The organism is Anaerolineales bacterium (assembly GCA_015075725.1).
Lineage (GTDB): Bacteria > Chloroflexota > Anaerolineae > Anaerolineales > Villigracilaceae > Villigracilis.
In genome coordinates this window covers 78,517-101,272 of sequence record JABTTV010000001.1, presented here as the reverse complement: position 1 = coordinate 101,272, position 22,756 = coordinate 78,517, and the positions used below count along the sequence as shown (strand labels likewise).

Below are 22,756 nucleotides of genomic sequence, written 5' to 3'. Positions count from 1 at the left end.
AAGGAGTAAACAATGAAAGAAGCAGTCATCGTCAGCGCCGTGCGCACCCCGGTTGGTAAGGCAAAACGGGGCGGGCTTGCAACCGTCCGTCCTGACGAAATGGGCGCAACGGTCATCAAAGAATTATTGAATCGGACACCGAACCTTGATCCTGCCCAGATCGAAGATGTGGTTTTGGGATGCGCGTTCCCTGAAGGCGAGCAGGGAATGAATTTCGCACGCACGATTTCGATCAGAGCAGGGCTTCCCGACAGCGTGCCTGCCGAAACCATCAACCGCTATTGTTCGTCGGGTGTACAGTCCATAGCGCATGTGGCGAACGCGATACAAGCCGGGCAGATCGAGATCGGGATCGGCGGCGGCGTGGAGTCGATGTCCATGGTGCCGATGATGGGCTACAAATTCTCGCCCAACCCGCAGTTCGCAATGGAACTGCCGCATTACTACACCAACATGGGACTCACTGCCGAGAATGTCGCTGTGAAGTATGGAATCACCCGCGAGCAGCAGGATGAATTTGCGCTTCATTCCAACCTGAAAGCTGCCCGGGCGGTGGACGGCGGAGTCTTCGACCCCGAACTGATCCCGATCGATGTCGAAGTCAACGAATATGTGGACGGCAAATCGGTCAAACGCACGTTCACGGTCAAACGCGATGAAGGTCCGCGCGGCGATTCGACCCTTGATGGGCTTGCCAAGCTCAAGCCTGCATTCAAGGACGGAGGCACGGTCACTGCGGGAAATGCATCGCAGATGTCCGACGGCGCGGCGGCAGTGATGGTCATGTCTGCGGAGAAAGCCTCGGAGTTGGGATTGAGTCCGCTTGTAAGATTCGTCTCGTTTGCCGTAGGAGGCGTCCCACCCGAGTTGATGGGGATCGGTCCGGTCGTGGCGATTCCGAAAGCGTTGAAACTCGCGGGATTATCGCTCAATGATATCGACCTGATCGAATTGAACGAAGCCTTTGCCGCGCAGGGACTCGCGGTGATGCAGACTCTCGAAATGGATCCCGAGAAAGTTAACGTAAATGGCGGCGCGATTGCCTTGGGACATCCGCTCGGTTGCACCGGCTCAAAACTCACCACACAGTTGATCTCTGAAATGGGACGCCGAAAATCGAAATACGGCATGGTCACAATGTGTATTGGCGGCGGCATGGGCGCGGCGGCGGTGTTTGAAAATTTGCAGTAAACGTTACAAGTTGCAGGTTGAAAGTTCAAAGTTCCATCCTGCAACCTTCAACTTTCAACCTAGGAGAAAAGATGGCTCTTACAATCGAAACCCTCATGTCCAAAATGCCCGGCGCATTCATACCCGAAAAAGCAGCGGGGCTGGATGCCGTGATCCAGTTCAAGTTCACCGGCGCCGAAGCGGGAGAATGGTATGCGACCATCAAGGACGGCAAGTGCGAAGTCGCCAAAGGAATGCACGCATCACCCAAGATGACCCTCACCGCCGATTCCGCCGATTACATCAAGATATTCACCGGCGAGATCGACGGGATGAAAGCGTTCATGGAAGGCAAGCTCAAATTGGCAGGCGACCTGAACCTGGCAATGAAATTGACGCAGATGTTCAAGATCAGGTAAGAAGCGTGTAAAATTCAACCCGTCATCCCGGCGATGACGGGTTGATTGTTTTAAGAGGAGATAATTATGGATTTACCGGTATTTCAGAATTGGTTTTCTACAGCGCTTGCAGTAATATGTTTCATAGGAGTGCCGGCACTGGGTTTTTTGGGGTGGATCGTCTCCGGGATGCTGGACAACAAACGGCAGGAAAAGAAAAGGGCGGAGATTGAAGCGCTCCGGCAGCGCGGAGTTATGGCGCCCGCCATTGTCATATCCGCCCGCGACGGGATGGAACGAAATATTCATGGCAGAAAAGAACGGCAGATCAAATATGAAGTGGATGTGCTGCCGGAGGGTCGCGCTTCATTCCGTCAAGCCTTTGACCATTGGACAGAAAAGAGGGGTTTCACCGCCGTGATGGGTCAATTGGTTGGGGAGGCGGGGCGAAGGATATGGGTGACATACGATCCGAATGACCCGGGTCGGATGTTGTTCGAGCATTATGACGAGGAGAATGGGAAGATCGTTGGCGAGCAGGAATTGGATGCGCGGCGGATGGAATTTAATAAATTAACAGAAGGCAACGATGATCTGAAACGTCGCGGCGAACAGGCTGAGGCGGTCATTGTCAAGGTGGATGATTTGAACCTTCCCTATCCGCGGAAAAAATCACGGGCGGTGCATATTCATTTTGACGTCATGCAGAGGAATGGACCTGCTTTCCGCGCGGAAGGCGATGTTTTGATCGCGGACTCTGCGCTGGAAAAATATTCCGCCGGAAAAACCGTCTACGTCCGCTTTGACCCGCAGAACCCAAAATGGGCGATATTGGATTCAGAGCGGAACAGGTCTTTGAAATAAGCTCACAGAAGAATAGATGATAACCATTCTCAGGACAAATTCTGATAACCCGGATTTTGTCGAACTCGTCCGGCATCTCGATGCGGAACTTGCCGAACGAGACGGGAAGGAGCATTCCTTCTATGCCCAATTCAACAAGATCGCAATGATCAGGCATGTGGTCGTTGCCTATAAGGACGGTCAACCTGTGGCTTGCGGCGCGATCAAGGAATACGAGCCGGGGACGATGGAGGTGAAGTGAATGTTCACTTTCCCTGCAAATCGGGGAATGGGAATCGCTGCAAGCGTACTTGCCGATTTGGAAGCATGGGCGGCGGAAATGAATTATTCGAGATGCATACTCGAAACCGGAAAGAAACAGCCGGAGGCAATCCGGCTTTATGAAAAGAGCGGATATAAGCGCATCCCGAACTACGGCCAATACGCAGGTGTGGAAAACAGCGTGTGTTTTGAGAAATATCTCGAAAAATAAACCGTGAGCCGTCTTCCAATTTTCGTCATTTACCCCCAAAGATCTTTCGCAACATCCTCCAAGCCCAACTCCGCCAATTTCTCTTTTGTCGGTCTGCCTGTCTCCTGGTCCCAGCCGCGCGCTTCGTAATAAGCGAATAACATGCCTTCGAGATCGGGGACGAATCCTTCCGAGCCGCCATCCGGGAAGGGAGTCAACAACGCTTTGGGGAGTTTGTCGTTCTCGCAGGTCAATCCCATCCGGTTGTTGATCGCGCGTTTGAGGTTCCAGCCGCGTTCGCCGAACTTCATCATTTCCCCGACGGTCCAATTCGTACCGCAAGCGGCATTGACGAGGGCGGCTTTTTCGCCCGCTTCGACATTTGCGAAGATGCACCATACAACGGAATTGTCCACCGTGCGCCAATTCTGGTGGCGCGCCACATTGGCGGCTTTTTCCGCCTGCGCATGCCGGTCGAAGAATTCGATCCCGAGCTCTTCTTGAGAGTGTCCCCAGTCAACGAAGAAATAATCGGATTGGTTATGGCATGCGCCGCGCGGCGAGGTCGCGTAGGAAAGCGCCATGCCCGAAACCCCGCGCGGATCGTGATACGCAACTTCGAGACCATTGACCTGAACCGCTTCCTCTTCCACGCCGAAATGCGCGGCGAACCGCCTCGATCCCTGCGCAAGCAAGTCCCCGATTCCTTCGCGCGAGCCAATCAAACGCACCAAGGATTCAATCGCATCCACATTGCCCCACTTCAACTCGATGCCGCCTGTATCTTCTTTTGTAATTATTCCCTGTTCATACAGATGAAACGCCAAACCGATCGTGTTACTCGCGCTGATCGTGTCCATGCCGTAGCGGTCGCACAACTCACCCAGATCGACGATCGCCTCGAGATTGTCGTTCAGCAGGTTCGCCCCGAAGCCGACCATGGTCTCATGTTCAGGTCCCTTACGCTTCGTTGAATCCTTTGGAAGTTTCACAACCCGCCCGCAGGCGATCACGCATCCCTGGCATGCGCTTCGACCGGTGAGAATCGTGTCGGTCATCTTTGCGCCGGAGACATCATCGATATTCGGGAACACGCCGCTCGAATAGTATTTCACCGGCAATGCGCCGAGATATTCAGCGTAGTTCGCCGCGCCAGCCGTGCCCACTTCGCGAATCACCTTCGCTTCGTTATCATCGCGAAGTTTCCGATTCGCCTCAGAGCGCAGAGATTTATATTTTGGCAGATCGAAGACCGGGATTTCATTCGTCCCATGCACGGCAACAGCTTTGAGATTTTTCGACCCCATGACCGCGCCCAATCCCGTCCGTCCTGCCATGCGTCCATGATCGCACATGATCGAAGCGAACAGAACTTGTTTTTCCCCTGCAGGTCCAATGACGCAAACCCTCGCAGATTTGATCCCGACCTCCTGTTTGATCTTGTCCTGCGTTGAATAGGTGTTCGACCCCCAAAGATGCGCCGCCTTCTTGACCTCCAGCCTGTTTCCGTTTAAATAAAGATAGATCGGCTCCGATGCTTTGCCCGTGACCCACAGCCCATCGTAACCTGCCGCGCGCAACTCGGGTCCCCAAAAGCCGCCAATGTTGGATTCCGCCCAAAGCCCTGTGGCGGGACTCTTTCCGCAGATGACGAATCGCCCCGTTGTCGGTCCGGAAGTGCCGGTCAGGGGTCCGGTCATGAACAGAAGAGGCGAATCAGGTTCGAGCGGATTGAGAGCCGCGGTTAGGGAGTCGTATAGGATCCGGGCGGCAAGGGTGGCGCCGCCGAGAAAATCCCGCTGCCATTTTTGGGGAACATGAAATTCTTCCGTCGCGCCGGTGGTCAGATCGATCTTGAGTATGGGCTGCATAACGACTTCACATGATCTCTTTTGTAACTTCCTGGGCACACCGGACAAAATCCAATACGGTGGGCACATTTCGCATCATGTAACCCATGCTTCCCTTGACCTTCAATTTACTTGTCATCATTGCCGTCATCGGGTTCATTTTTCCTGAAAGGATGGCGGTGATATTGTCGTAGGAAGCGGTCAGGATAAAGGTCGGGTTTGGGTATGTTTCGGGCTGGGGCTTGTAATCCACCTTGCGGCACTTGCCATGCCACAGTTCAAGGTAGAACGTGAGTTGTTCCTTTAAATTCCCCTCAGGTTCGATGAAGAAGAATAGATCCCCCTCCCAGTTTTTGGCGATCTCGCCATAGCGTTCGTCTGAATTCAGTTTGTCCTCCAATCCCTTCAACCATTCCGCGCTCGGAAATATTGCTGCCATTGGTTGCACCTCCGGGGTAATGACACGTTCATTTTACCATTACGAAAATCGAGACTAAAATCCTTGCATAATTGAAAAAAATAGTCTATGCTTAACCCGCGGTAGGAAATCCTTCCGCGGCAGCGATTTCGCTGCCCAATCTTTTTATTTCTCTCTGGAGGAGAAAATGAAAAAACTTTTAACCCTTGCCAGCCTGCTCGTGGCGGTCTCCCTCGTTCTCACCGCATGCGGGGGAGGAGGCTCTTCGGCCTCTGACCTGCTTGGCGCGATCGAAGAGCGGGGCTACATCCTTGTCTCGACCGACCCGAACTATGCACCCCAATCCTTTCTGAATACCGAAGGCTCGCGCCCATCGGACACCAAATGCCCGGGAGATGCCCTCACTACTGCTGAAATGCAGGGCTTCGATGTGGATGTTGCGAAAGCCGTCGGCGAGTACCTCGGTGTGGAAACCTGCTTCGCCACCCCCTCATGGGATGCCATTACCGCCGGTAACTGGGCAGACAAATGGGATGTCAGCGTCGGTTCGATGACCATCACCACCGCCCGTCAGCAGATCCTCGATTTCAGTGTGCCGTATTATTACACCCCCGCAGTTGTGGCTGTTGCGGCTGATTCCGGCATCGCCTCGTTGGATGGATTGTCCGGGCAGGCGGTTTGCGCGGGCGCTTCCACCACCTATGAGTTCTGGCTGAACAACGATATGGAAGGGCTTGGCCTGCCCGAATCCTCCATCTATGCCGAGGTTCCCGCTGACGTTACAGTTGTCCCGTTGGAAACCGACCAGGAATGCGCCCAGGCCATCGCCGCAGGACGCACCGATTTCGTGGCCTACGTGACTTCTGAAACCGTCGTGGATGCGAACCTTGCCGCCGGCATGCCGGTCGTGAAACTGGACGGCGCCGTGTACTCCGAGGACCTTGCTGCTGCGTTCGACAAGGGTTCCACGCTCGATACGACCTCCCTGCGCGCCAAGGTGGATGAACTCTTCACTGCCATGCACAGCGACGGTCGGCTCTCCGCGCTTTCGAACCAGTGGTTCGAAGTCGACCTGACCCAAGCCCCCAACCAATAAGCAAAGAGAGTTTATAATAGGGAAGCGGTGATTCTCCGCCGCTTCCCTTTTCTTTTGAACTCCGCTCTTGGAGGCAGAGATGGCAACCACAACTCAGCAGGGCCAGGCGCCGCTTTCGCAGGCGGAACGTCTCTATCAGGCACAGCTTCGCAAGGAGCGCCAGTTCCGCGCGAATGTAGGTGTTTCATGGGCGATCCTGTTCTTTTTCCTGATCTTTCTTTTCAGCGGGCAAAGCATCGAGGTGGGCTCCTTCAACTTCCAGACCATCGAACTGGATTCCGCCTTCATCCTTAAGAACATAGCCTTCATCGCCGAAGGATTGTGGCAGACCCTTCTAATTTCAGTCCTTTCGATCCTGTTCGCCATGATCCTGGCGTTACTTGCCGCGCTCGGCCGGCTTTCCACATTCCCGCCGATCTATGCAATCAGTACTTTTTACGTCTCTTTGATCAGGGGAACGCCTCTTTATCTTCAGATATTTTTCTTCTTCCTTGCTCTGCCTCAATTGGGAATCATTCTTTCCGGGATCGTAGCCGGTGTGATGGCGCTCGGCTTGAACTACGGCGCGTACATGTCCGAGGTCTTTCGGGCGGGGCTGAGTTCCGTCGGCAAGGGTCAGAGAGAAGCTGCCATGGCGCTGGGAATGACTCCCGGTCAGACCATGAGGCGGATCGTGCTTCCACAGGCGTTACGGTTTGCCATTCCGCCCATGGGCAATGATTTCATCTCCATGACGAAGGACTCGGCTCTGGTCTCCGCCACCGGCTTCGTGCATGAATTGATGTGGAGAGCCACCAAGGTCGGGCGGGCGCAATTCAACAACCTCGAAGCGCTCATCATGGCAGCCATGTTCTATTGGACGTTGACCCTCATCCTGACTTATTTCCAGGGAAAACTCGAAACGCGCCTCGCGAGGGGAGACCGGTGACATGTCTCTGCCCATCGTAAAAATTTCCAACCTCGACAAGTATTTTGGCCGCTTGCATGTCCTGAGGAATATCGACCTCGAAGTGCCTGAACGCCAGGTGGTATGTCTCATTGGGCGCAGCGGATCCGGGAAGAGCACTCTTCTGCGCTGCATCAACTTTCTCGAAGATCCTTCACATGGGATCGTCGAAGTGGACGGCATCCGGGTGCCTGTTGAAGTAAAAGGCAAGGAGAGGCGGCAATTGGTCCATGACGTGCGCCTGAAGACCGGCATGGTGTTCCAGGAATTCAACCTTTTCCCGCATATGAGCGTTTTGGAAAATGTGATCGAAGGACCGATCACCGTCAAAGGCATGGATAGAAAATTGGCTGTCGAACTCGCAGAGCAAAGCCTGGATAGCGTGGGCATGCTCTGGAAAAAGGACGAATTTCCCCTGCGCCTTTCGGGCGGACAAAAACAACGCGTCGCCATCGCGCGCGCGCTCACCATGGAACCGCGCGTCATGCTATTCGACGAGCCCACCTCGGCGCTCGACCCTGAACTCATCGGTGAGGTCTTGAACGTGATGAAGAAGGTCGCCAGCGAAGGCATGACCATGATCGTCGTTACTCACGAAATGGGGTTTGCCCGCGAAGTGGCGGACCGTGTGCTCGTCATGTCTGAGGGTGAGTTGATCGAAGATGCCACGCCCGAAGATCTGTTCAACCAGCCGAAGGACCCGCGCACCAAGGCGTTGATCGACCGGTATCGCACAGGCGAACAATAAGAGAAGGGAATCACCATGCCGAAAATCGATTTTAAACTGAAGAGCGAGCAGATCCAACGCGAAGGAAAGGACCCTGTCACGGTCATCACCGTGCAGGGCTGGCTGGATGGGCAGAGCGACGAAAAATTTGTATCTGCCGCGCAGGAGGCGCACTCTCAGGGTTCGCGATTGCTGATCGTCAACCTTGAAGATGTGAGCACCCTTACAAGCGCGGGCATTCGCGCCTTGCAACGAACTTATCTGCTTTTCAATCCCTCAGAGCATACCGTCCATAACGGACGTATGCGGTTGTGCAACGCGCCGCCGCAGGTTTATCACGTTTTATCCCTCACCGGTTTTCTCCAATCCTGCCCAAATTACGAAACCCTGCAAGCCGCTTTGAACTCCCTCCCAGCATAACCCTTCGTCATAATGACCGTCGCCATCACACGCCAGGTCAGCCCGCGATTCAATGAGTGCGAGCTCACCCACATCGATCGGGCCCCCATCGATGTCAACATTGCCCGGCAACAACACGACGATTATGTTCGTTTGCTCGCGGGGCTTGGCTGCAAAGTGATCGAACTTCCCGAGGAGCCAAGCCTGCCCGATTCTGTTTTCGTCGAAGACACGGCATTCATCCTCCCCGAAGTCGCCGTTATCACAAGACCCGGCGCGGATTCGCGTAAGCCTGAGATCGATTCGATCATCCCGGTCCTTGCACCATACCGCCCGCTTCTGCACGTCGCGTCTCCCGCCTCATTGGATGGGGGAGATGTACTCGTGGCCGGGAAACAGATCTTCATCGGCCTCTCAACCCGCAGCAACCGGGAGGCTGTCTCACAGTTGAATGCCCTGCTCGACGATTACGGTTATAAAGCCTGGGGTGTCGAACTGAAAGATTGCCTGCATTTGAAATCCGCAGTCACCCGCGTGGATGATTCCGCCCTGCTCATCAACAATGCATGGGTGGACCCTTCCAACTTTCCCGGCTTCGAGCTCATCGAAGTGGACGCCTCGGAGCCCTTCGCCGCTAATTGTTTGCCCGTCCGCGGCAGAATTATGTACCCGATTACGTTCCCCAAAACACGAAAGCGGCTCGAAGAACGCGGATTCAATATCGCGTCTGTGGACCTGAGCGAACTCGCCAAAGCGGAGGGCGCGGTCACCTGCTGCAGTTTGATCGTCGATGGTTGATATTAATTTTCTTGAGAGATTGAATACTTCGTTAAAAAATGAACTCCCTTATCGGGAGTTTGTTTTTGTGCGCTGGAGAGGACTTGAACCTCCACGCCTTGCGGCACATGGCCCTCAACCATGCCTGTCTGCCAGTTCCAGCACCAGCGCATAAGCAGGCGTATTATAATCGCGTTACTTTTTCTGTCAAGCAAACCATCTTGAGGAGATGATTATGGCACGCATTGTAGTGGACGCAATGGGAAGCGACGAACATCCCATACCGGATGTGGAGGGCGGCGTGCAAGCCGCGCGTGAATTCGGAGTTGAAATCATTTTCGTCGGGGATGAGGCGAAGATTCGACCCATTCTTGAAAAACAGAATACAGAAGGATTGAACATCCGGGTTGTGCATGCCCCTGAAATGCTGACAATGGAGGATAAGGGCGAGGCGCTGGTGTTGAAGGCGCGTTCGAAGGAACCGAAGGATTCCATGGCGGTGGGCATGGATCTAGTCAAGAATGGAGAGGCGGATGCTTTCGTGACGGCGGGCAATACGGGAGCAGGCATGGTCACCGCTCTCTTCCGCCTCGGACGCATCCGCGGCGTGGATCGACCTGCCCTGGCGCCCATCTTCCCGACAGCGACCGGCTCCTGCATCGTGCTCGATATCGGCGCCAACCCCGATTGCAAACCCGAGAACTTGATTCAATTCGGAATCCTTGGGAGCATTTATGCCGAGAAGGTGCGCGGCGTGAAGAATCCCAAAGTCGGTCTGGTATCGAATGGGGAAGAGGAAGGCAAGGGCAATGAATTGGTCAAAGGCGCGACGCCTTTATTTAAGGCGTCGAAGTTGAATTATTTCGGTAATGTCGAGGGCAAGGAGGTCATCGGCGGGGCGGTGGATGTGGCTGTCACCGACGGTTTTACCGGAAATGTCATGTTGAAGACCGCCGAAGCGGTCGGAAAGTTAATTGTTGATTTTGTCCGCACCACGATAAAAAATGGGAATCTCGCAACGAAGATCGGCGGCTTGCTGGTAAGACCGGCACTGAGTTCCTTGAAAAAGTTAATGGACCCCGGCGAACAGGGTGCGGCGCCAATGCTGGGTGTGAACGGGCTGGTATTCATCGGTCACGGCCGATCAGATGCCTTCGCCATCAAGAACGCCGTGCGCGTGGCGAAGGAAGCCGTGGATGTAAAAGTATTGGACGCAATGAAGAACGCCATCGAGGAAAGTTTAAAGAAATAGCCATGAAGATCATCAAAAACGAAACCCTTATAAAAAGAAACGGAAAGATCGGGAATTGGGTGAGCCTGGGCGCGCTGTTGGTGCTGGGCGGCGGGATGTACATCTCCTTTACAAGACTCGACCTGTTCACCTACTCGCTGATCGCGCTTGTCCTCGGCTTTACCATGACGCAGGTGGGCATGTACATGGGCAACCGCTGGGGCCGCTCGCCGCGCAGGGATGAAAAACTCGATGCCGGATTGAAAGGCATGCACAGCGATTTCACCATTTACCATTATTCGACTCCAGCTTCGCATTTGCTCGTCGGTCCGGCCGGGGCCTGGGTCGTCCTGCCGTATCAACAAGCCGGGACGATCCATTTCGAAAAGAACCGCTGGAAGCTTCGCGGCGGGGGTTTCATGCAGACGTACATGCGCATCTTCGGGCAGGAAGGACTGGGGCGTCCCGAACTCGATGCGGAGCACGAGACAGCGGCGCTGAAAAAATTCCTGCTTAAGAAAATGGATGAAAACGCCGTCCCGGAGATCAAACCCATACTTGTGTTCACCAACGAAAACGTCGAGGTCGAGGCGGGCGACTCGCCCATCCCGGCCGTGAAGTTGAAACAACTCAAGGGGTTTATGCGCGAGGAGTCGAAGAACCGCAAACTGTCCGCGCTTCAAATCCAGGAACTCAACCGGGTTTTGGAACCTTCGTAAATGGCGAATATGTTCGCATCCCTGCGCGGACGCCGGGAATGGATGGTCTCTGCTGCCGTTCTGATAATCATCATCCTCTTATCGTTCCTGCGCGTAAAATTTTACGGCGATCCCGCCCTGTCCATCGCAGGCAACGACACGATCTCATATGTGGAGGCGTCGCAGGTCCCGCTTTTCTCGGCGGAGATCTTCACAGGGCGGAGATTGCTGACAACGAACCTCGTTTACAAAATGCTCGAGCCGGAGACCGGATATGAAATTCTGATCAACGGCTCGATCGAGACAACCCGGCGCGGATTTCAACCCGGGTTCGACCGCATCGTTATCTTCCAACTCGCTTTATCGCTGATCGGGTGGGGCATCCTTGCTTGGCTCGTTTCGCGGACTCTGCGTAATTCGTGGATGAAGATCACAAGCGCAGTTGTCATACTCGCGTTCGCCTTCACCCCGCACATGGCGGATTGGGACAGCATCCTCATGTCCGAGTCGCTGACCTTTTCACTCTTTGCGCTTCAATTAGCCATTCTGATAAAGATGGTATTCGACTTATACCGCGACCCGGATGCAAAGATCACAGGCTGGCTGATCGTTTGGGGAGTTGTATCCTTCTTTTGGGTCTTTTTGCGCGACACGAATGTCTTCACCGCCTTGATGACCCTCGGCATGATCGCCGTCTTGTTGATCTCGCCGAAATACCGAAAGAAGAAAACATTGATCGGTACGATGATCTTCCTCGCATTGATGGTCGTCCTTGGCCTGGTCACGGCGCGAGCCAGTGTGCGGACGGTCGTCCAAATAAGGAATATCTACAAGGACGATATTTTTCCGAACCCGGGCGTGGTGGCGGTCTTTCAAGGGATGGGCATGCCGGTGGACAGTTTTTTTGCGCCTGAATTCGAGCCCTGGCTCCAGACGGACGGCGCTTCGACCCTGTTCCGCTTCATGCTGACGCACCCCGGATATGTTGCCACAAAATTATGGAATGATTTCCCCGACTCTTTTACCGAGATTAAGCAGACGTATTTCAACGCGCGCGATCTCAACCCGGCGCGCGACATCCTCTTTGAGATCGGCAACGCTTTGCATCCCGAGAATACCACTCCCTTCCTCGGGAGCATTTTGACCTTGTTGGGAATCCTTCTACTCGCCGGAAAAAACATCGGGGACAGTCGTCCCTGGGCATGGTTGGGACTCTGGCTTTTCTTCACAGCGACACTGACTCTCGTCCCGACCATCCTCGGCGATACCTGGGCGTTGAACCGTCATGCGCTATATTCGACGATGATCTTCCGCCTGACGATGTGGCTCTTTCCCATCATCATTATCGATGTCGCGCTTCGAAGGGAACCGGCGCTGGTCGACACCCCATCATGAAATTCCTCAAGACCCATTACGCCAGCCTGATCATCCTGCTCGTCTTCACGGTTGGAATCTCCATCCGCGCCTCCTGGTATGGAGACCTGCGGCTTTCCATCGCCAACGCCGAAACGGATAGTTACATCTCCGCCTCGCGCGCATCGATTTTTTCCTGGAAGATATTCGCAGGTCAGCGCCTATTCACCACCAACCTCATCTATAAAATTGCGAATGATTCAACAAACTGCCCGATCACCTCGTTTGGGAAACCCGGCTTGGGCGAAGAGGACGATAGGGAAATTCAACCCTGCTTCGACAGGATCGCCTTATTGCAAAATTTCCTTTCGATATTCGGCTGGTGTTTTCTCGGCTGGATGCTCGCGCGCTGGTTGAAAAATCCGGCCGTCAAAATATTCGGCGCGACCTCGGTCATGCTGTTCGGCTTTACGCCCCAGATCGCCGAATGGGACAGCGTGCTCAGCCCCGAGTCGCTTTCGCTTTCGATGTTCGCGATCCTGCTCGGGCTTGCGCTCGAAGTCGTCTTTCGCGCAGCCTCGACTGATGAACCGTTCAAATCTATTACGGACAAAGTCCTTTTAGGATTGCTGACGGTCTGGTACCTGTTGTGGATTTTTATTCGGGATGTTCACCTTTACGCCATCCCCATCACTCTTGTTTTGCTTCTTCCCCTGTTTTTCCTGAAAAAATTTAGAACTACAAAACCTTTGTATTCTGTATCTGCTGTTCTTTTTGTCTTTTTCATCGTCGGCTATGTATCCGCAAGGGACAGCCTGCGCGCGACCCGCTTCCCGTTGATGAACTCACTCGACGAATATATCCTGCCCTATCCCGCCCGCGTGGATTTCTTCAAGCAATACGGCATGCCGGAGAAAGAAGCGCCGGATTACAAGGATGCCCCGGTCTACCAAGCCTGGGCGGACGAGAACGCCTCCAAAGCCTACGCCATTTTCCTGCTCACGCATCCGGGATTCGTCGTCACCACCCTTTGGTACAACCTGGACATGCTCAGCGACGAATACACCCAGCCATATTTCTTTACGAAAGAAATACAGAATCGCGAGTCTCTTTTGACCCTGGGCGAGATGGTCAACCCGCAGACCGGGGCGATCTACCTGCTGACATTTGCCATCGTTCTTGTCTTCATCTTTCAATCATTACAACACCGCGCGCCGCGGCTCTCCGCCTGGGCTTGGCTGGCGGTCTGCGTCTATGGAGTTGCCGCCGCAACCTTGTTCATCAGTTACTTCGGCGACACTGCCGGGATCCGCCGTCACATCATGCCGTCGGTGGAAATGTTCCGGCTGTATCTGTGGGTGTTCCTGCTGCCGTTTTTGGATTTGTCGCTGGGCGAAAAAACGTAATGGGTGATTCGTAACAGTTCGTGTGTCGTGTTTCACTTTTTACGCATCACGAATTACGCAGCCCTTATTAACCAGCTACGCCTGACCACCTCATTATGGTACACTTGTTCTAATATGACGGCAATCGTATCACTCGACATCGAAACCACAGGCTTGGACGAAGACCGCGACGCAATTATCGAAATTGCCGCGGTTCGTTTCAACGGCAAACGCAAGGAAGATGAGTTCAACACTCTCATCAACCCCGGCAAACACATCCCCGACTTCATCACAGGATTAACCGGCATCGATGATGCCATGGTGCGCCAGGCGCCGCGCCTGCGCGATGTCATGCACGAACTCACCGCCTTCGTCGGCGATGCGCCCATCCTCGGTCATAACGTCAAGTTCGATGTCGGTTTCTTGCGCAAGGCGGGTCTCTTCGAGTATCAGCAGACGATCGACACGCTCGAACTCGCTTCCGTGCTTCTTCCCACCGCCAGCCGTTACAACCTCGGCGCGCTCGGCAAACAGCTCGGCATTCCGCTCCCCGCCACGCACCGCGCCCTCGACGACGCGCTTGTCACTCACGCCTGTTATCTAAAACTTTTCGAACTCGCCCAGGACCTTCCGCTCGAAACGCTGGAAGAGATCGCCGACCTTGGGAATTTTGCGCCCTGGGATGCAAATTGGGTATTCGAACAAGCCTTGCGCGCGAAGACGAAGGAAGGCATCCAGCCGAAGCAGATAAAACACCGCGCCTCGCATCCAAAGCCGATTCTTGATTCTGCATCCGGGCGGGATGCTCCGCCGATTCAACGGGCAGAAGAACCGATTCCGCTCGATGCGGAAGAAGCCGCTTCGATATTGGAATACGGCGGTCCGTTCTCGCAATATTTTGATTCTTACGAACATCGCATCGAGCAGGTGGAGATGCTCAAGGCGGTGGCAAACGCCCTTTCGACGGGCAACCATCTCATGGTCGAAGCGGGAACCGGCGTTGGTAAAAGTTTTGCTTATCTCGTCCCGGCCGCGTTGTTCGCTTATCAGAACAACACGCGGGTCATCGTCTCGACGAATACGATCAATTTGCAAGACCAGCTCATAAAGAAAGACATCCCCGACCTGCAAGCCGCGTTGAATTTGGATGTGCGCGCGGCTGTGTTGAAGGGACGTTCCAATTATCTTTGCCCGCGCCGCCTGCAATATCTCCGCTCTCATGGACCGGGCAACACCGTCGAGATGCGCGTGGTGGCGAAGATCATCGTCTGGCAATTGGAGAATGTCACCGGCGACCGCAACGATCTGAATTTGCAGGGTCCGCTCGAACGCGAGGTGTGGGCGAGACTCTCGGCGGAGGACGATAACTGCACCACGGAAACATGCCTCGGACGGATGGGAGGCGCGTGTCCTTTTTATCGCGCAAAACAAGCGGCGCAGAATTCGCATCTGCTGATCGTCAATCATGCATTGCTGCTTTCCGATGTTTCAACGGGAAGCAAGGTATTGCCTGAATACGATTACCTGGTCATCGATGAAGCGCATCACATGGAAACAGCGGTGACCAACGCGTTATCGTTTCGCATGACGCAGGGCGACCTCGACCGCATGTTGAAGGAATTGGGCGGTTCGTCGGCGGGATTGCTCGGCACGATCCTGACCGATACGCATGACTCTTTGCGCCCATCCGATTTTGGTTTATTGCAGCAGAAGTCGAAACGCGCCACCGACCAGGCATTTCGGGTCGAACAACTATCGAAGGAATTTTTCGTTTATCTCGGCGAGTTCATCGCCGCCCAGCGCGAGGGGCAGCCGCAAAGCAATTACTCCTGGCAGATGCGCATCACGCCATCTGCGCGCACCTTGCACGGCTGGGATGACCTAGAAATGCTGTGGGGGCAGATCAGCGAATCGATGATGAACCTGCTGAAAACGCTGGATGAAATTTACAAGAATCTCGGCGAGTTGTACAACGACGGCCACGACCAGTTGGAAGACGTGATGGGCAGTTTGAGCACATTGATCCGCCGCCTGACCGAAGCCGAAGCTGCCGCCTCCGGTTTGATGCACAACCCCACCAACGACCTGATCTATTGGATCGAAGTCAACCCGCGCGGGGAAAAACTCTCGCTCAACGCCGCGCCTTTGCGGGTGGGACCGCTCGTCCAAAAATACCTTTGGTATGAAAAAGCCAGCGTGGTGCTTGCGTCAGCCACGTTGACGACTCACGGCGAGTTCAACTACATCCGCAACACGCTCGACGCCTCCGAAGTGGATGTGCTCGCGCTTGGCTCGCCCTTTGATTATGAATCCAGCACCCTGCTCTTCGTCGCCAACGACATGCCCGAGCCGAACGCCTTCAACTACCAGCAGATGCTGGATCGCGCCATCGTCTCCACCGCCAAAGCCACCGGCGGGCGGATGCTGGTATTGTTCACCTCGTATGCCGCGTTGAGGAAAACTTCGCAAGCCATCACGGGTCCGCTTGCGCGCGAGGATATCTTCGTCTATGAACAAGGCGAAGGGACATCGCCAACGGCGTTGCTTGAATCGTTCAAGACCACAGACCGGGCTGTTCTGCTCGGCACGCGTTCCTTCTGGGAAGGCGTGGATGTGCCCGGCGATTCGCTTTCGGTTGTCGTGATCACAAAGTTGCCTTTCGATGTGCCGTCCGATCCCATCATCTCTGCGCGCTCGGAACTCTACGAAGATTCGTTCAATGAATATTACCTGCCCGAAGCCATTCTCAAATTCCGTCAGGGATTTGGGCGCCTGATCCGCACCGCATCCGATCGCGGCGTGGTCGCCATTTTAGATCGGCGCGTGCTGACCAAGCAATACGGAAGGCTATTCCTGGAGTCGCTTCCGCAATGCACAGCCCGCCAGGGTCCGATCGCGAATCTGCCGAAGATGGCGGGTCAGTGGCTGGGGATGTAGCTAAGCAGACCCTACGATTACGTCATGCTGGGCGATGGCGAAGGATCTTCATGACCATCCAGAAACCCTTCGCTTGCTCCTTCACTCCGCTCAAGACGAGGCTCAGGGTGACTTTTTAATACATGCCCAACATTTACTTCATCCTCTTCGAACTCATCATCTACATTCAATTTGCCATCTGTTTGAGTCACGCCCTCAAACAGAGCACAGCAAACCTGCTCAAACTTGGCTTCGGCATCCTATTCGGCGTGATGCTCGAACTGGCGACCATCCGTCAACTCAATGCTTATGAGTATGGGCAGTTCCTGCTGATGGTGTTGGACGTTCCGCTTTGCATCGGTGTAGCGTGGAGCTGCATCATCTACGCCGCCATGGAATTTTCGGATGCGACCAGTCTGCCTTATTTCCTCCGCCCCGTGTTGGATGGACTGCTTGCCCTCAACATCGACCTTGCCCTCGATGCCGTTGCCATCCGCTTCGGGTTTTGGGATTGGGGGCAGGGATTGGAATTTCAATATTTCGGCGTGCCGTATGCGAACTTCTGGGCATGGTTTTGGGTGGTGTTCTTCTTCTCGCTCGGTTATCGCTGGCTTGCGCGGCGAACGGATTGGACCGGCAGGTGGCTCTCCGCGCCGTTCGCGTTCATCATTGGGTTGGCAGGCGTGCTCGGGACGAATGCCTTTATCGTCTTTGTCGTTCCGAGGAATTTTGTAATTACGGTTGTCTTCGTCACTCTTTCGCTTGCCCTGATCCTCATCCTGCTCCGCCGTCCAAAGTTCAATTTGCGACCCGTTCACCCGATCGCGTTTTGGATTCCCTTCCTTACCCATGCTTATGTATTGATCGCAGGGGCGGTTTCGGGAATCATTTTTCATCCCATCGCGCTCCTGGCTGTCGGCGTCGTCATGCTAGGAATCTCACTCCTCCTGCATGGCAGGACAACACTACGTTTTCTCTGAATGCCAGATAAGAACGTTGATCGATATATCATCCTGTAAAAACATATAAGATTCGTGAAATGGAGAATTTCTGTGGGAAATGTGATGTCTCTCTCCCGCTCAAAATCCGACATTTTTGTCATGTTATACTGGGTGAAACTTCTCAAACCCGGCGGTGTTATATGGAACAAGTCCGCCGGTAAGGTTTCTCATTTGTCGGATCAGGATTACAACGAAGAGGATGTGCTTGCCCGCGCGTCGCATGGCGACCGCGAAGCGTTCGGTCGATTGTACGAACGCTATGCGGAACGAATCTTCAACTATGTGTACTATCGCACCGGGAACCAGCACGACGCCGAAGATCTGACGGCGCGAGTCTTCCAGCGGGCGATGAACCACATCCGCAATTACACCGACCGGGGCGTGCCGTTTTCGGCGTGGTTATACCGCATTGCGCACAATCTCGTGGCGAACTGGCACCGGGACCGCTCGCGCAAGCAGGAAATCCCCATCGACGACCTGCCCATCCTGCCGACCAAGGGCGACCATCCCGAAAGGAACCTCGTCCGCTCGCAGGAACAGGATTCGTTGTTGAAGATGATCCGCAAACTCCCGCCGGAGAGGCAGAATCTGCTGATCCTGAAATTCGTCGAGGATATGTCCAACGCCGAGATCGGCAGGATCATGGGTAGAAGCGAAGGCGCCGTGAAGAGCCTTTATCACCGCACATTGCTGGCGCTTCGAGATCAATTGGAAGATCAAAACCTAAACCTTGAAGGAGAGTGAATCATGGCAGTACGAATCGTGACCGACGGCGCAGTGGACATCCCCGCGGAATGGTACAAGGAGTACGACCTGCAGCGGATTCCGATCAATGTGCACTTCGGGGAGGAAAAGACCTATATTCAGGACGTGGAACTGAGCCAGGACGAATTCTACAACCTCGTGGCGGGCGGGACGCTTCCCCATCCCAAGACATCGCAGCCCTCCCCGCATCAATTCGTGGAATTCTACAAGAAGATCGCCCAACCCGGCGATACGATCCTTTCGATCCATATCACCAGCAAACTTTCCGGGACGTACGCTTCGTCCGTGTCGGCGGCGGAGGAATTGAAAGGCACGTATAACATCGTGCCGGTGGATACCTTATGCGGCTCGATGGGGACCGCCTTCATGTGCCGTTCCGCGCGCAAGATGGAACGCGCGGGTAAAAGCGTGGATGAGATCGTGAAGTTCATCGAAGGCGTGCGCGGCAAAACGCATGTCATCCTGACTCTCGATACGCTCGATTATGCCAAACGCAGCGGGCGCGTCGGGACGCTTTCGGCGGCGGTGGCTTCGCTTCTCAACGTCAAACCGATCGCCATGTTGAAAGACGGCGTTGTGGACATGGTGGACCGCGTCCGCGCGCGCAAGGTCGCGATCGAGCGCGTGATCGAACTCGGAAAGGAAGCCGTAGGCAATGCGCCGGTTTCGATGGGCGTCGTGCATGCGCGCGACGAAGCCTCCTGCAAGATGCTGCTGGAAGAGGCGAAAAAGAATTTCAACGTCAAGGAAACCTTCATGGCGGACCTCGCCATATCGCTTGCCATCAACTTCGGACCCGGCACGGTGGGATTGGTGTTGTATCCTGCTGAGTAATCGCATTATCGGCGTCCTCTTGCGCGCGAAACGTCCCGAAGGTTTTCGAATATCGGGATTATCGTTCCCTCAATCCTTCGGGACGGTGCTGTCAGATAAAAATCTTTGCAAATAAAATTTCCATGAACGAAGACCCGACATTCTCCTCCCAAGACTCCGACCTGCAATCCCTCGAAACGCATCTCTCGCGGACCCTGAAGCGGGTGACGCCTCCGAGCGGCATGGCCGAACGCCTGAGAAGCCGCATTCAGATGCCGAGCCGCTCCGAGATCACGCTGCGGCTTTCGGACTGGAGCAGGTTGTTCCTCGTCTTCGGCGGAGTGATGTCTGGGATGCTGATCATTGTCACCCTGGCGCGAGCGTTGTATTACTTTGCCGGACGCAGAACGTAACGTAAGTCGAAAAGAATGAAAGAAGCCCCCAGAATTTTCTGGGGGCTTCTTGTTTTTTTCAATTTGTCATCAGCCAATCGCATAATAATTTTGATTCTGCGATCAAGTCCGCCTCGATGGGGAGTTTGAACTCTTCGGTGACGCGCAAGGTCAAATGATCGGCGACCAGTTTCAGGTCGGGGGGGAGAGGCGCCTGTTCCTTGATGAGATTCAGCAAATCGTGGGCGGAGCGGCTTGGGGGACGTATCCCCTTGCGGACGAGATAATCCCGAATCGCAATTCCCGCCGCGCGCCGCGCGCAAACCCGCGCCTGCCCCTCGTTGCCGTTCACTCTCGCTTTTTCAGCTTGTTCGAATTCGCGTTTTATCTCATTCGATGTGTCATCCATGCCGCGATTATATAACACGCGCAGGGTATAATGCTGGATAATTTAAAGGAGGCTGTAGGATGAACAACAAACGGCTTGTTTTGTTTACAGGGGTTGTTATCCTGAGTTTGATGATTTCTGCTTGCGGGGGAGTGAAGCCAGTCGAAGGGACGGATGAACCGGCGGCGACCGAACCGGGCGCTGAACTTGTAATGGAAGACGGAACCGGACCGACGGTCGTGACCGGCAAGGTCGAATATACCAACCTGTTCTTTACAATGGGAGTCGCCGAGCCTGTGATCATCTTGGAAGATCAGGGCGGTTTTGTCACGCGCGAACGCGACTTCCTGATGCCGCTTGAATCGCAGACGCTCGCCCAGATCACTTCGGATTTTTATACTTCGCCATTCACTTACTCGCTCACGCTTCCCACCGAGCCGAAAGGGACGCTTAATGACGTCGACCATGACGGCGCGAAGGATACCGGCGTGATGATCTTCGCGGTGGCGTATTGGACGAATACCTGGGGCGATCCGTACCTCGAACAACGCGACCTGTACGGAGGCGGCTGGTCTAGCGCGTATGCCTCGACCCGGGTGAGCGGTCAGAGCGATAATTATTTGGAGGTATTTGGCGGGCAGTATCTGGTCTTTGCCCCCGATGGGAACCAGCAATTCCCCTCCGATTTCGGCGCGGACGAAAAGTTATTCACCGATGACGACCCGCTCATGGACCTGCCTGCGGGCTGGTCTGTGATCGATATGGATCAATCTCCGTTCGTCATCGACCGTTCGGAAAGCCCGACTCTCGACCTGTACGAACCCGAAGAGTCTGCGCTGGATGATTTCACGCAAATGTCATATACAGAGGCGTTCGACGCGATGCTGGATAAATTCCGCAGGGAATACGCTTTTACCGAATTCAAGGACATCGATTGGGACGAACGCGAGAGTGAATTCCGCCCGCGGTTCGAGGAGGCGGAAAAGGCAAAGGACGCGCATATGTTTGCGCTGGCGCTGCGCGATTTCCTCTGGTCGATCCCCGATACGCACGTCGGCATGGATACGACGGCGATCAACGAAGATTTTGCCGCGGATACTGCGGGCGGCATCGGCCTGGCATTGGGCGAAACCAGCGACGGGATGATCTTTGCCCGGTTTGTGACGCCGAACAGCCCGGCGGACGATGCGGGGATCGAATTCGGCGCGGAGATCGTTTCTTTGGATGGAACACCCGTCGGTGAATTTGTTTCGGCTGTTGTGCCATGGTCTTCGCCATTCAGCAATCCCGAGATCAAAAGATTGCAGCAATTGCGTTATGCCACGCGCTTCCGGCTCGAAAAGGGCGAGGTGGAAATCACGTTTGTGAACCCGGGCGGGACGGGGAAAACCGCAACTCTTGCCGTGGTTTCGGAACGCGATAGCTTCAGTGTGACTTCGTTTGCATACGGTCAGCCGCTGGTGTCCCTGCCTGTCGAGTTCGAAATCCTGCCGAGCGGATACGGCTATATCAAGATCAGCAGTTTTTCCGACAACGCGATTTTGACCATCCAGGCATGGGAATATGCCATGCAGACCTTCAACGAGAATGAAATCCCCGGCGTGATCATCGATATGCGCCATAACGGCGGCGGGGACGGATGGCTGGCAGACCAGATGGCGGCATATTTCTTCGACGAAGAGATCAAGACCGGCACCGGCGCGTCATACGATGAAGCGACGGGCGAATTCTTTACCGACCCGGAATACGAAGCGTTGATGTATCCCCCGCGTGAAGAACTGCAATACAACGGTCCGGTTGTGGTGATGGTGGGACCCGCGTGCGTCAGCGCCTGCGAGTTTTTCTCTTACGACATGACCATCAACGACCGCGCCATTATCGTGGGGCAGTACCCAACCTCGGGCGGAGGCGGAGGCGTGGAGGCCTTCCTGATGCCGGAAGATACCTATGTTCAGTTGACAGTCTCGCGTCAGATGGATGCGGACGGGAACATTCATATCGAGGGCGGTGGCGTGGCTCCCGATGTGCGCGTGCCTGTGACGGTTGAATCGGTTCAGCGCGAACTGGCGGGCGAGGATGTGATCCTCGAAGCGGCGGTGAAAGTCATCAGCCAGCCGAAGGGCGCAGGTGTGACTCCTTCGGCGCCGCCGAAGATCGCGTCGCAGGACGAGGCGGAGAATGCATTTTCGTCAGCCGCCGCCTTCCTTGAGGACAAGGCGCGTGAGCAATATTCCCCCGAGGAAGTTTCCCAGCCTGGTGTGTTTGCGTATACGATTCCACTGGCGAAGTCCGAAACCCTGATCTGGGGCTACTTCTGGTGTACGACCACACAGGAAATTCTCGATCAGAATTTCGGTCAGATCGAAGTAAATTTCGAGTTGAATGACGAGTCGGTTCCACTCGATAAGTTTGTCATCGCCGACCTGCCCTCCGGCGCGACTCAATGCCGCGTGATCTATACCGCGCTCTCCGATTGGAAATCCGGCGAGCATCACTTGACCACCTCCGCCACCTTCAAGACTCCCATCAACGACGGGATGAGCGAGTACCCGGCGGGGGATTACGTTTCGGAGTATTCGGTCTTCGTGCCGTAGGATTACAGAGAACATGACTCACCCCGAAATTAAGGTTTCGCGGGTGAGTTCGTTTTTAAGAACAAATGGGACGCTGATAGACGCTGAAAACGCGGATTTTTAATACCTTTTCCGCGTAAATCTG

21 protein-coding genes, 1 tRNA gene and 1 pseudogene are annotated in these 22,756 nt (G+C 54.7%); 19 read left to right on the top strand and 4 right to left on the bottom strand.

The window, feature by feature from the left end; genetic code table 11:
• Positions 1-12: 12 nt before the first annotated feature.
• From HS100_00480 to HS100_00465, 4 genes and pseudogenes are all read left to right on the top strand, one after another.
• Positions 13-1,191 carry an acetyl-CoA C-acyltransferase gene (locus HS100_00480; GenBank protein ID MBE7432366.1) on the top strand — a complete coding sequence of 393 codons (1,179 nt, stop codon included), beginning with the start codon at positions 13-15 and terminating at the stop codon, positions 1,189-1,191.
• Between the two features lie 71 nt (positions 1,192-1,262).
• Positions 1,263-1,589 (top strand): SCP2 sterol-binding domain-containing protein, encoded by a 327-nt coding sequence (locus HS100_00475; GenBank protein MBE7432365.1) that lies wholly within the window; start codon positions 1,263-1,265, stop codon positions 1,587-1,589.
• A 66-nt stretch (positions 1,590-1,655) separates the two neighbouring features.
• On the top strand, positions 1,656-2,432 hold the full coding sequence (locus tag HS100_00470) for a hypothetical protein (protein ID MBE7432364.1): 777 nt from the start codon (positions 1,656-1,658) through the stop codon (positions 2,430-2,432).
• A 16-nt stretch (positions 2,433-2,448) separates the two neighbouring features.
• Positions 2,449-2,904: pseudogene (locus tag HS100_00465) on the top strand (GNAT family N-acetyltransferase).
• A 29-nt stretch (positions 2,905-2,933) separates the two neighbouring features.
• On the opposite strand, the gene HS100_00460 reads toward HS100_00465, so the two are convergent.
• Positions 2,934-4,754 (bottom strand): aldehyde ferredoxin oxidoreductase family protein, encoded by a 1,821-nt coding sequence (locus tag HS100_00460; protein ID MBE7432363.1) that lies wholly within the window; start codon positions 4,752-4,754, stop codon positions 2,934-2,936.
• A 7-nt stretch (positions 4,755-4,761) separates the two neighbouring features.
• Complete coding sequence (locus HS100_00455; protein ID MBE7432362.1) at positions 4,762-5,172, bottom strand: SCP2 sterol-binding domain-containing protein; 411 nt, start codon at positions 5,170-5,172, stop codon at positions 4,762-4,764.
• A gap of 166 nt (positions 5,173-5,338) precedes the next feature.
• Here HS100_00455 and HS100_00450 point away from each other — a divergent pair, with 166 nt between their 5' ends.
• The 5 genes from HS100_00450 (at position 5,339) to HS100_00430 (ending at position 9,117) form a co-directional block, all read left to right on the top strand.
• On the top strand, positions 5,339-6,247 hold the full coding sequence (locus HS100_00450; protein ID MBE7432361.1) for a transporter substrate-binding domain-containing protein: 909 nt from the start codon (positions 5,339-5,341) through the stop codon (positions 6,245-6,247).
• A 79-nt stretch (positions 6,248-6,326) separates the two neighbouring features.
• Positions 6,327-7,175 (top strand): amino acid ABC transporter permease, encoded by an 849-nt coding sequence (locus HS100_00445; protein MBE7432360.1) that lies wholly within the window; start codon positions 6,327-6,329, stop codon positions 7,173-7,175.
• A 13-nt stretch (positions 7,176-7,188) separates the two neighbouring features.
• Complete coding sequence (locus tag HS100_00440) at positions 7,189-7,941, top strand: amino acid ABC transporter ATP-binding protein (GenBank protein MBE7432359.1); 753 nt, start codon at positions 7,189-7,191, stop codon at positions 7,939-7,941.
• A 15-nt stretch (positions 7,942-7,956) separates the two neighbouring features.
• Positions 7,957-8,340, top strand: coding sequence for an STAS domain-containing protein (locus tag HS100_00435; GenBank protein ID MBE7432358.1), 384 nt, complete (start codon positions 7,957-7,959; stop codon positions 8,338-8,340).
• Between the two features lie 12 nt (positions 8,341-8,352).
• Positions 8,353-9,117, top strand: a complete 765-nt coding sequence (locus HS100_00430) for a dimethylargininase (protein MBE7432357.1) — start codon at positions 8,353-8,355, stop codon at positions 9,115-9,117.
• Positions 9,118-9,185: 68 nt separating this feature from the next.
• On the opposite strand, the gene HS100_00425 is transcribed toward HS100_00430, so the two are convergent.
• Positions 9,186-9,267 (bottom strand) — tRNA-Leu (locus HS100_00425).
• Positions 9,268-9,328: 61 nt separating this feature from the next.
• On the opposite strand from HS100_00425, the gene plsX reads away from it, so the two are divergent.
• The 9 genes from plsX (at position 9,329) to HS100_00380 (ending at position 19,671) form a co-directional block, all read left to right on the top strand.
• Positions 9,329-10,348 carry a phosphate acyltransferase PlsX gene (plsX, locus tag HS100_00420; GenBank protein ID MBE7432356.1) on the top strand — a complete coding sequence of 340 codons (1,020 nt, stop codon included), beginning with the start codon at positions 9,329-9,331 and terminating at the stop codon, positions 10,346-10,348.
• 2 nt (positions 10,349-10,350) lie between these two features.
• Entirely contained in the window at positions 10,351-11,046 is a 696-nt protein-coding gene (locus HS100_00415; GenBank protein MBE7432355.1) for a hypothetical protein, read from the top strand.
• On the top strand, positions 11,047-12,420 hold the full coding sequence (locus tag HS100_00410) for a hypothetical protein (GenBank protein MBE7432354.1): 1,374 nt from the start codon (positions 11,047-11,049) through the stop codon (positions 12,418-12,420).
• The gene (locus HS100_00405; protein ID MBE7432353.1) at positions 12,417-13,784 is read left to right on the top strand and encodes a hypothetical protein; all 1,368 of its coding nucleotides are present in this window, start codon (positions 12,417-12,419) and stop codon (positions 13,782-13,784) included. The genes HS100_00410 and HS100_00405 overlap by 4 nt, the downstream gene beginning before the upstream one ends.
• 114 nt (positions 13,785-13,898) lie before the next feature.
• Positions 13,899-16,700: a DEAD/DEAH box helicase family protein gene (locus tag HS100_00400; protein MBE7432352.1), complete on the top strand. Its 2,802-nt coding sequence runs from the start codon at positions 13,899-13,901 to the stop codon at positions 16,698-16,700.
• 122 nt (positions 16,701-16,822) lie between these two features.
• Positions 16,823-17,659 carry a carotenoid biosynthesis protein gene (locus tag HS100_00395; protein ID MBE7432351.1) on the top strand — a complete coding sequence of 279 codons (837 nt, stop codon included), beginning with the start codon at positions 16,823-16,825 and terminating at the stop codon, positions 17,657-17,659.
• Between the two features lie 84 nt (positions 17,660-17,743).
• Complete coding sequence (locus HS100_00390; protein MBE7432350.1) at positions 17,744-18,424, top strand: sigma-70 family RNA polymerase sigma factor; 681 nt, start codon at positions 17,744-17,746, stop codon at positions 18,422-18,424.
• Positions 18,425-18,427: 3 nt separating this feature from the next.
• On the top strand, positions 18,428-19,279 hold the full coding sequence (locus HS100_00385; protein ID MBE7432349.1) for a DegV family protein: 852 nt from the start codon (positions 18,428-18,430) through the stop codon (positions 19,277-19,279).
• A gap of 122 nt (positions 19,280-19,401) precedes the next feature.
• Complete coding sequence (locus HS100_00380) at positions 19,402-19,671, top strand: hypothetical protein (protein MBE7432348.1); 270 nt, start codon at positions 19,402-19,404, stop codon at positions 19,669-19,671.
• A gap of 58 nt (positions 19,672-19,729) precedes the next feature.
• Here HS100_00380 and HS100_00375 read toward each other — a convergent pair whose 3' ends face one another.
• The gene (locus HS100_00375; protein ID MBE7432347.1) at positions 19,730-20,059 is read right to left on the bottom strand and encodes a hypothetical protein; all 330 of its coding nucleotides are present in this window, start codon (positions 20,057-20,059) and stop codon (positions 19,730-19,732) included.
• Positions 20,060-20,118: 59 nt separating this feature from the next.
• Here HS100_00375 and HS100_00370 point away from each other — a divergent pair, with 59 nt between their 5' ends.
• Positions 20,119-22,632, top strand: a complete 2,514-nt coding sequence (locus HS100_00370) for a hypothetical protein (GenBank protein MBE7432346.1) — start codon at positions 20,119-20,121, stop codon at positions 22,630-22,632.
• Positions 22,633-22,756: the final 124 nt, after the last annotated feature.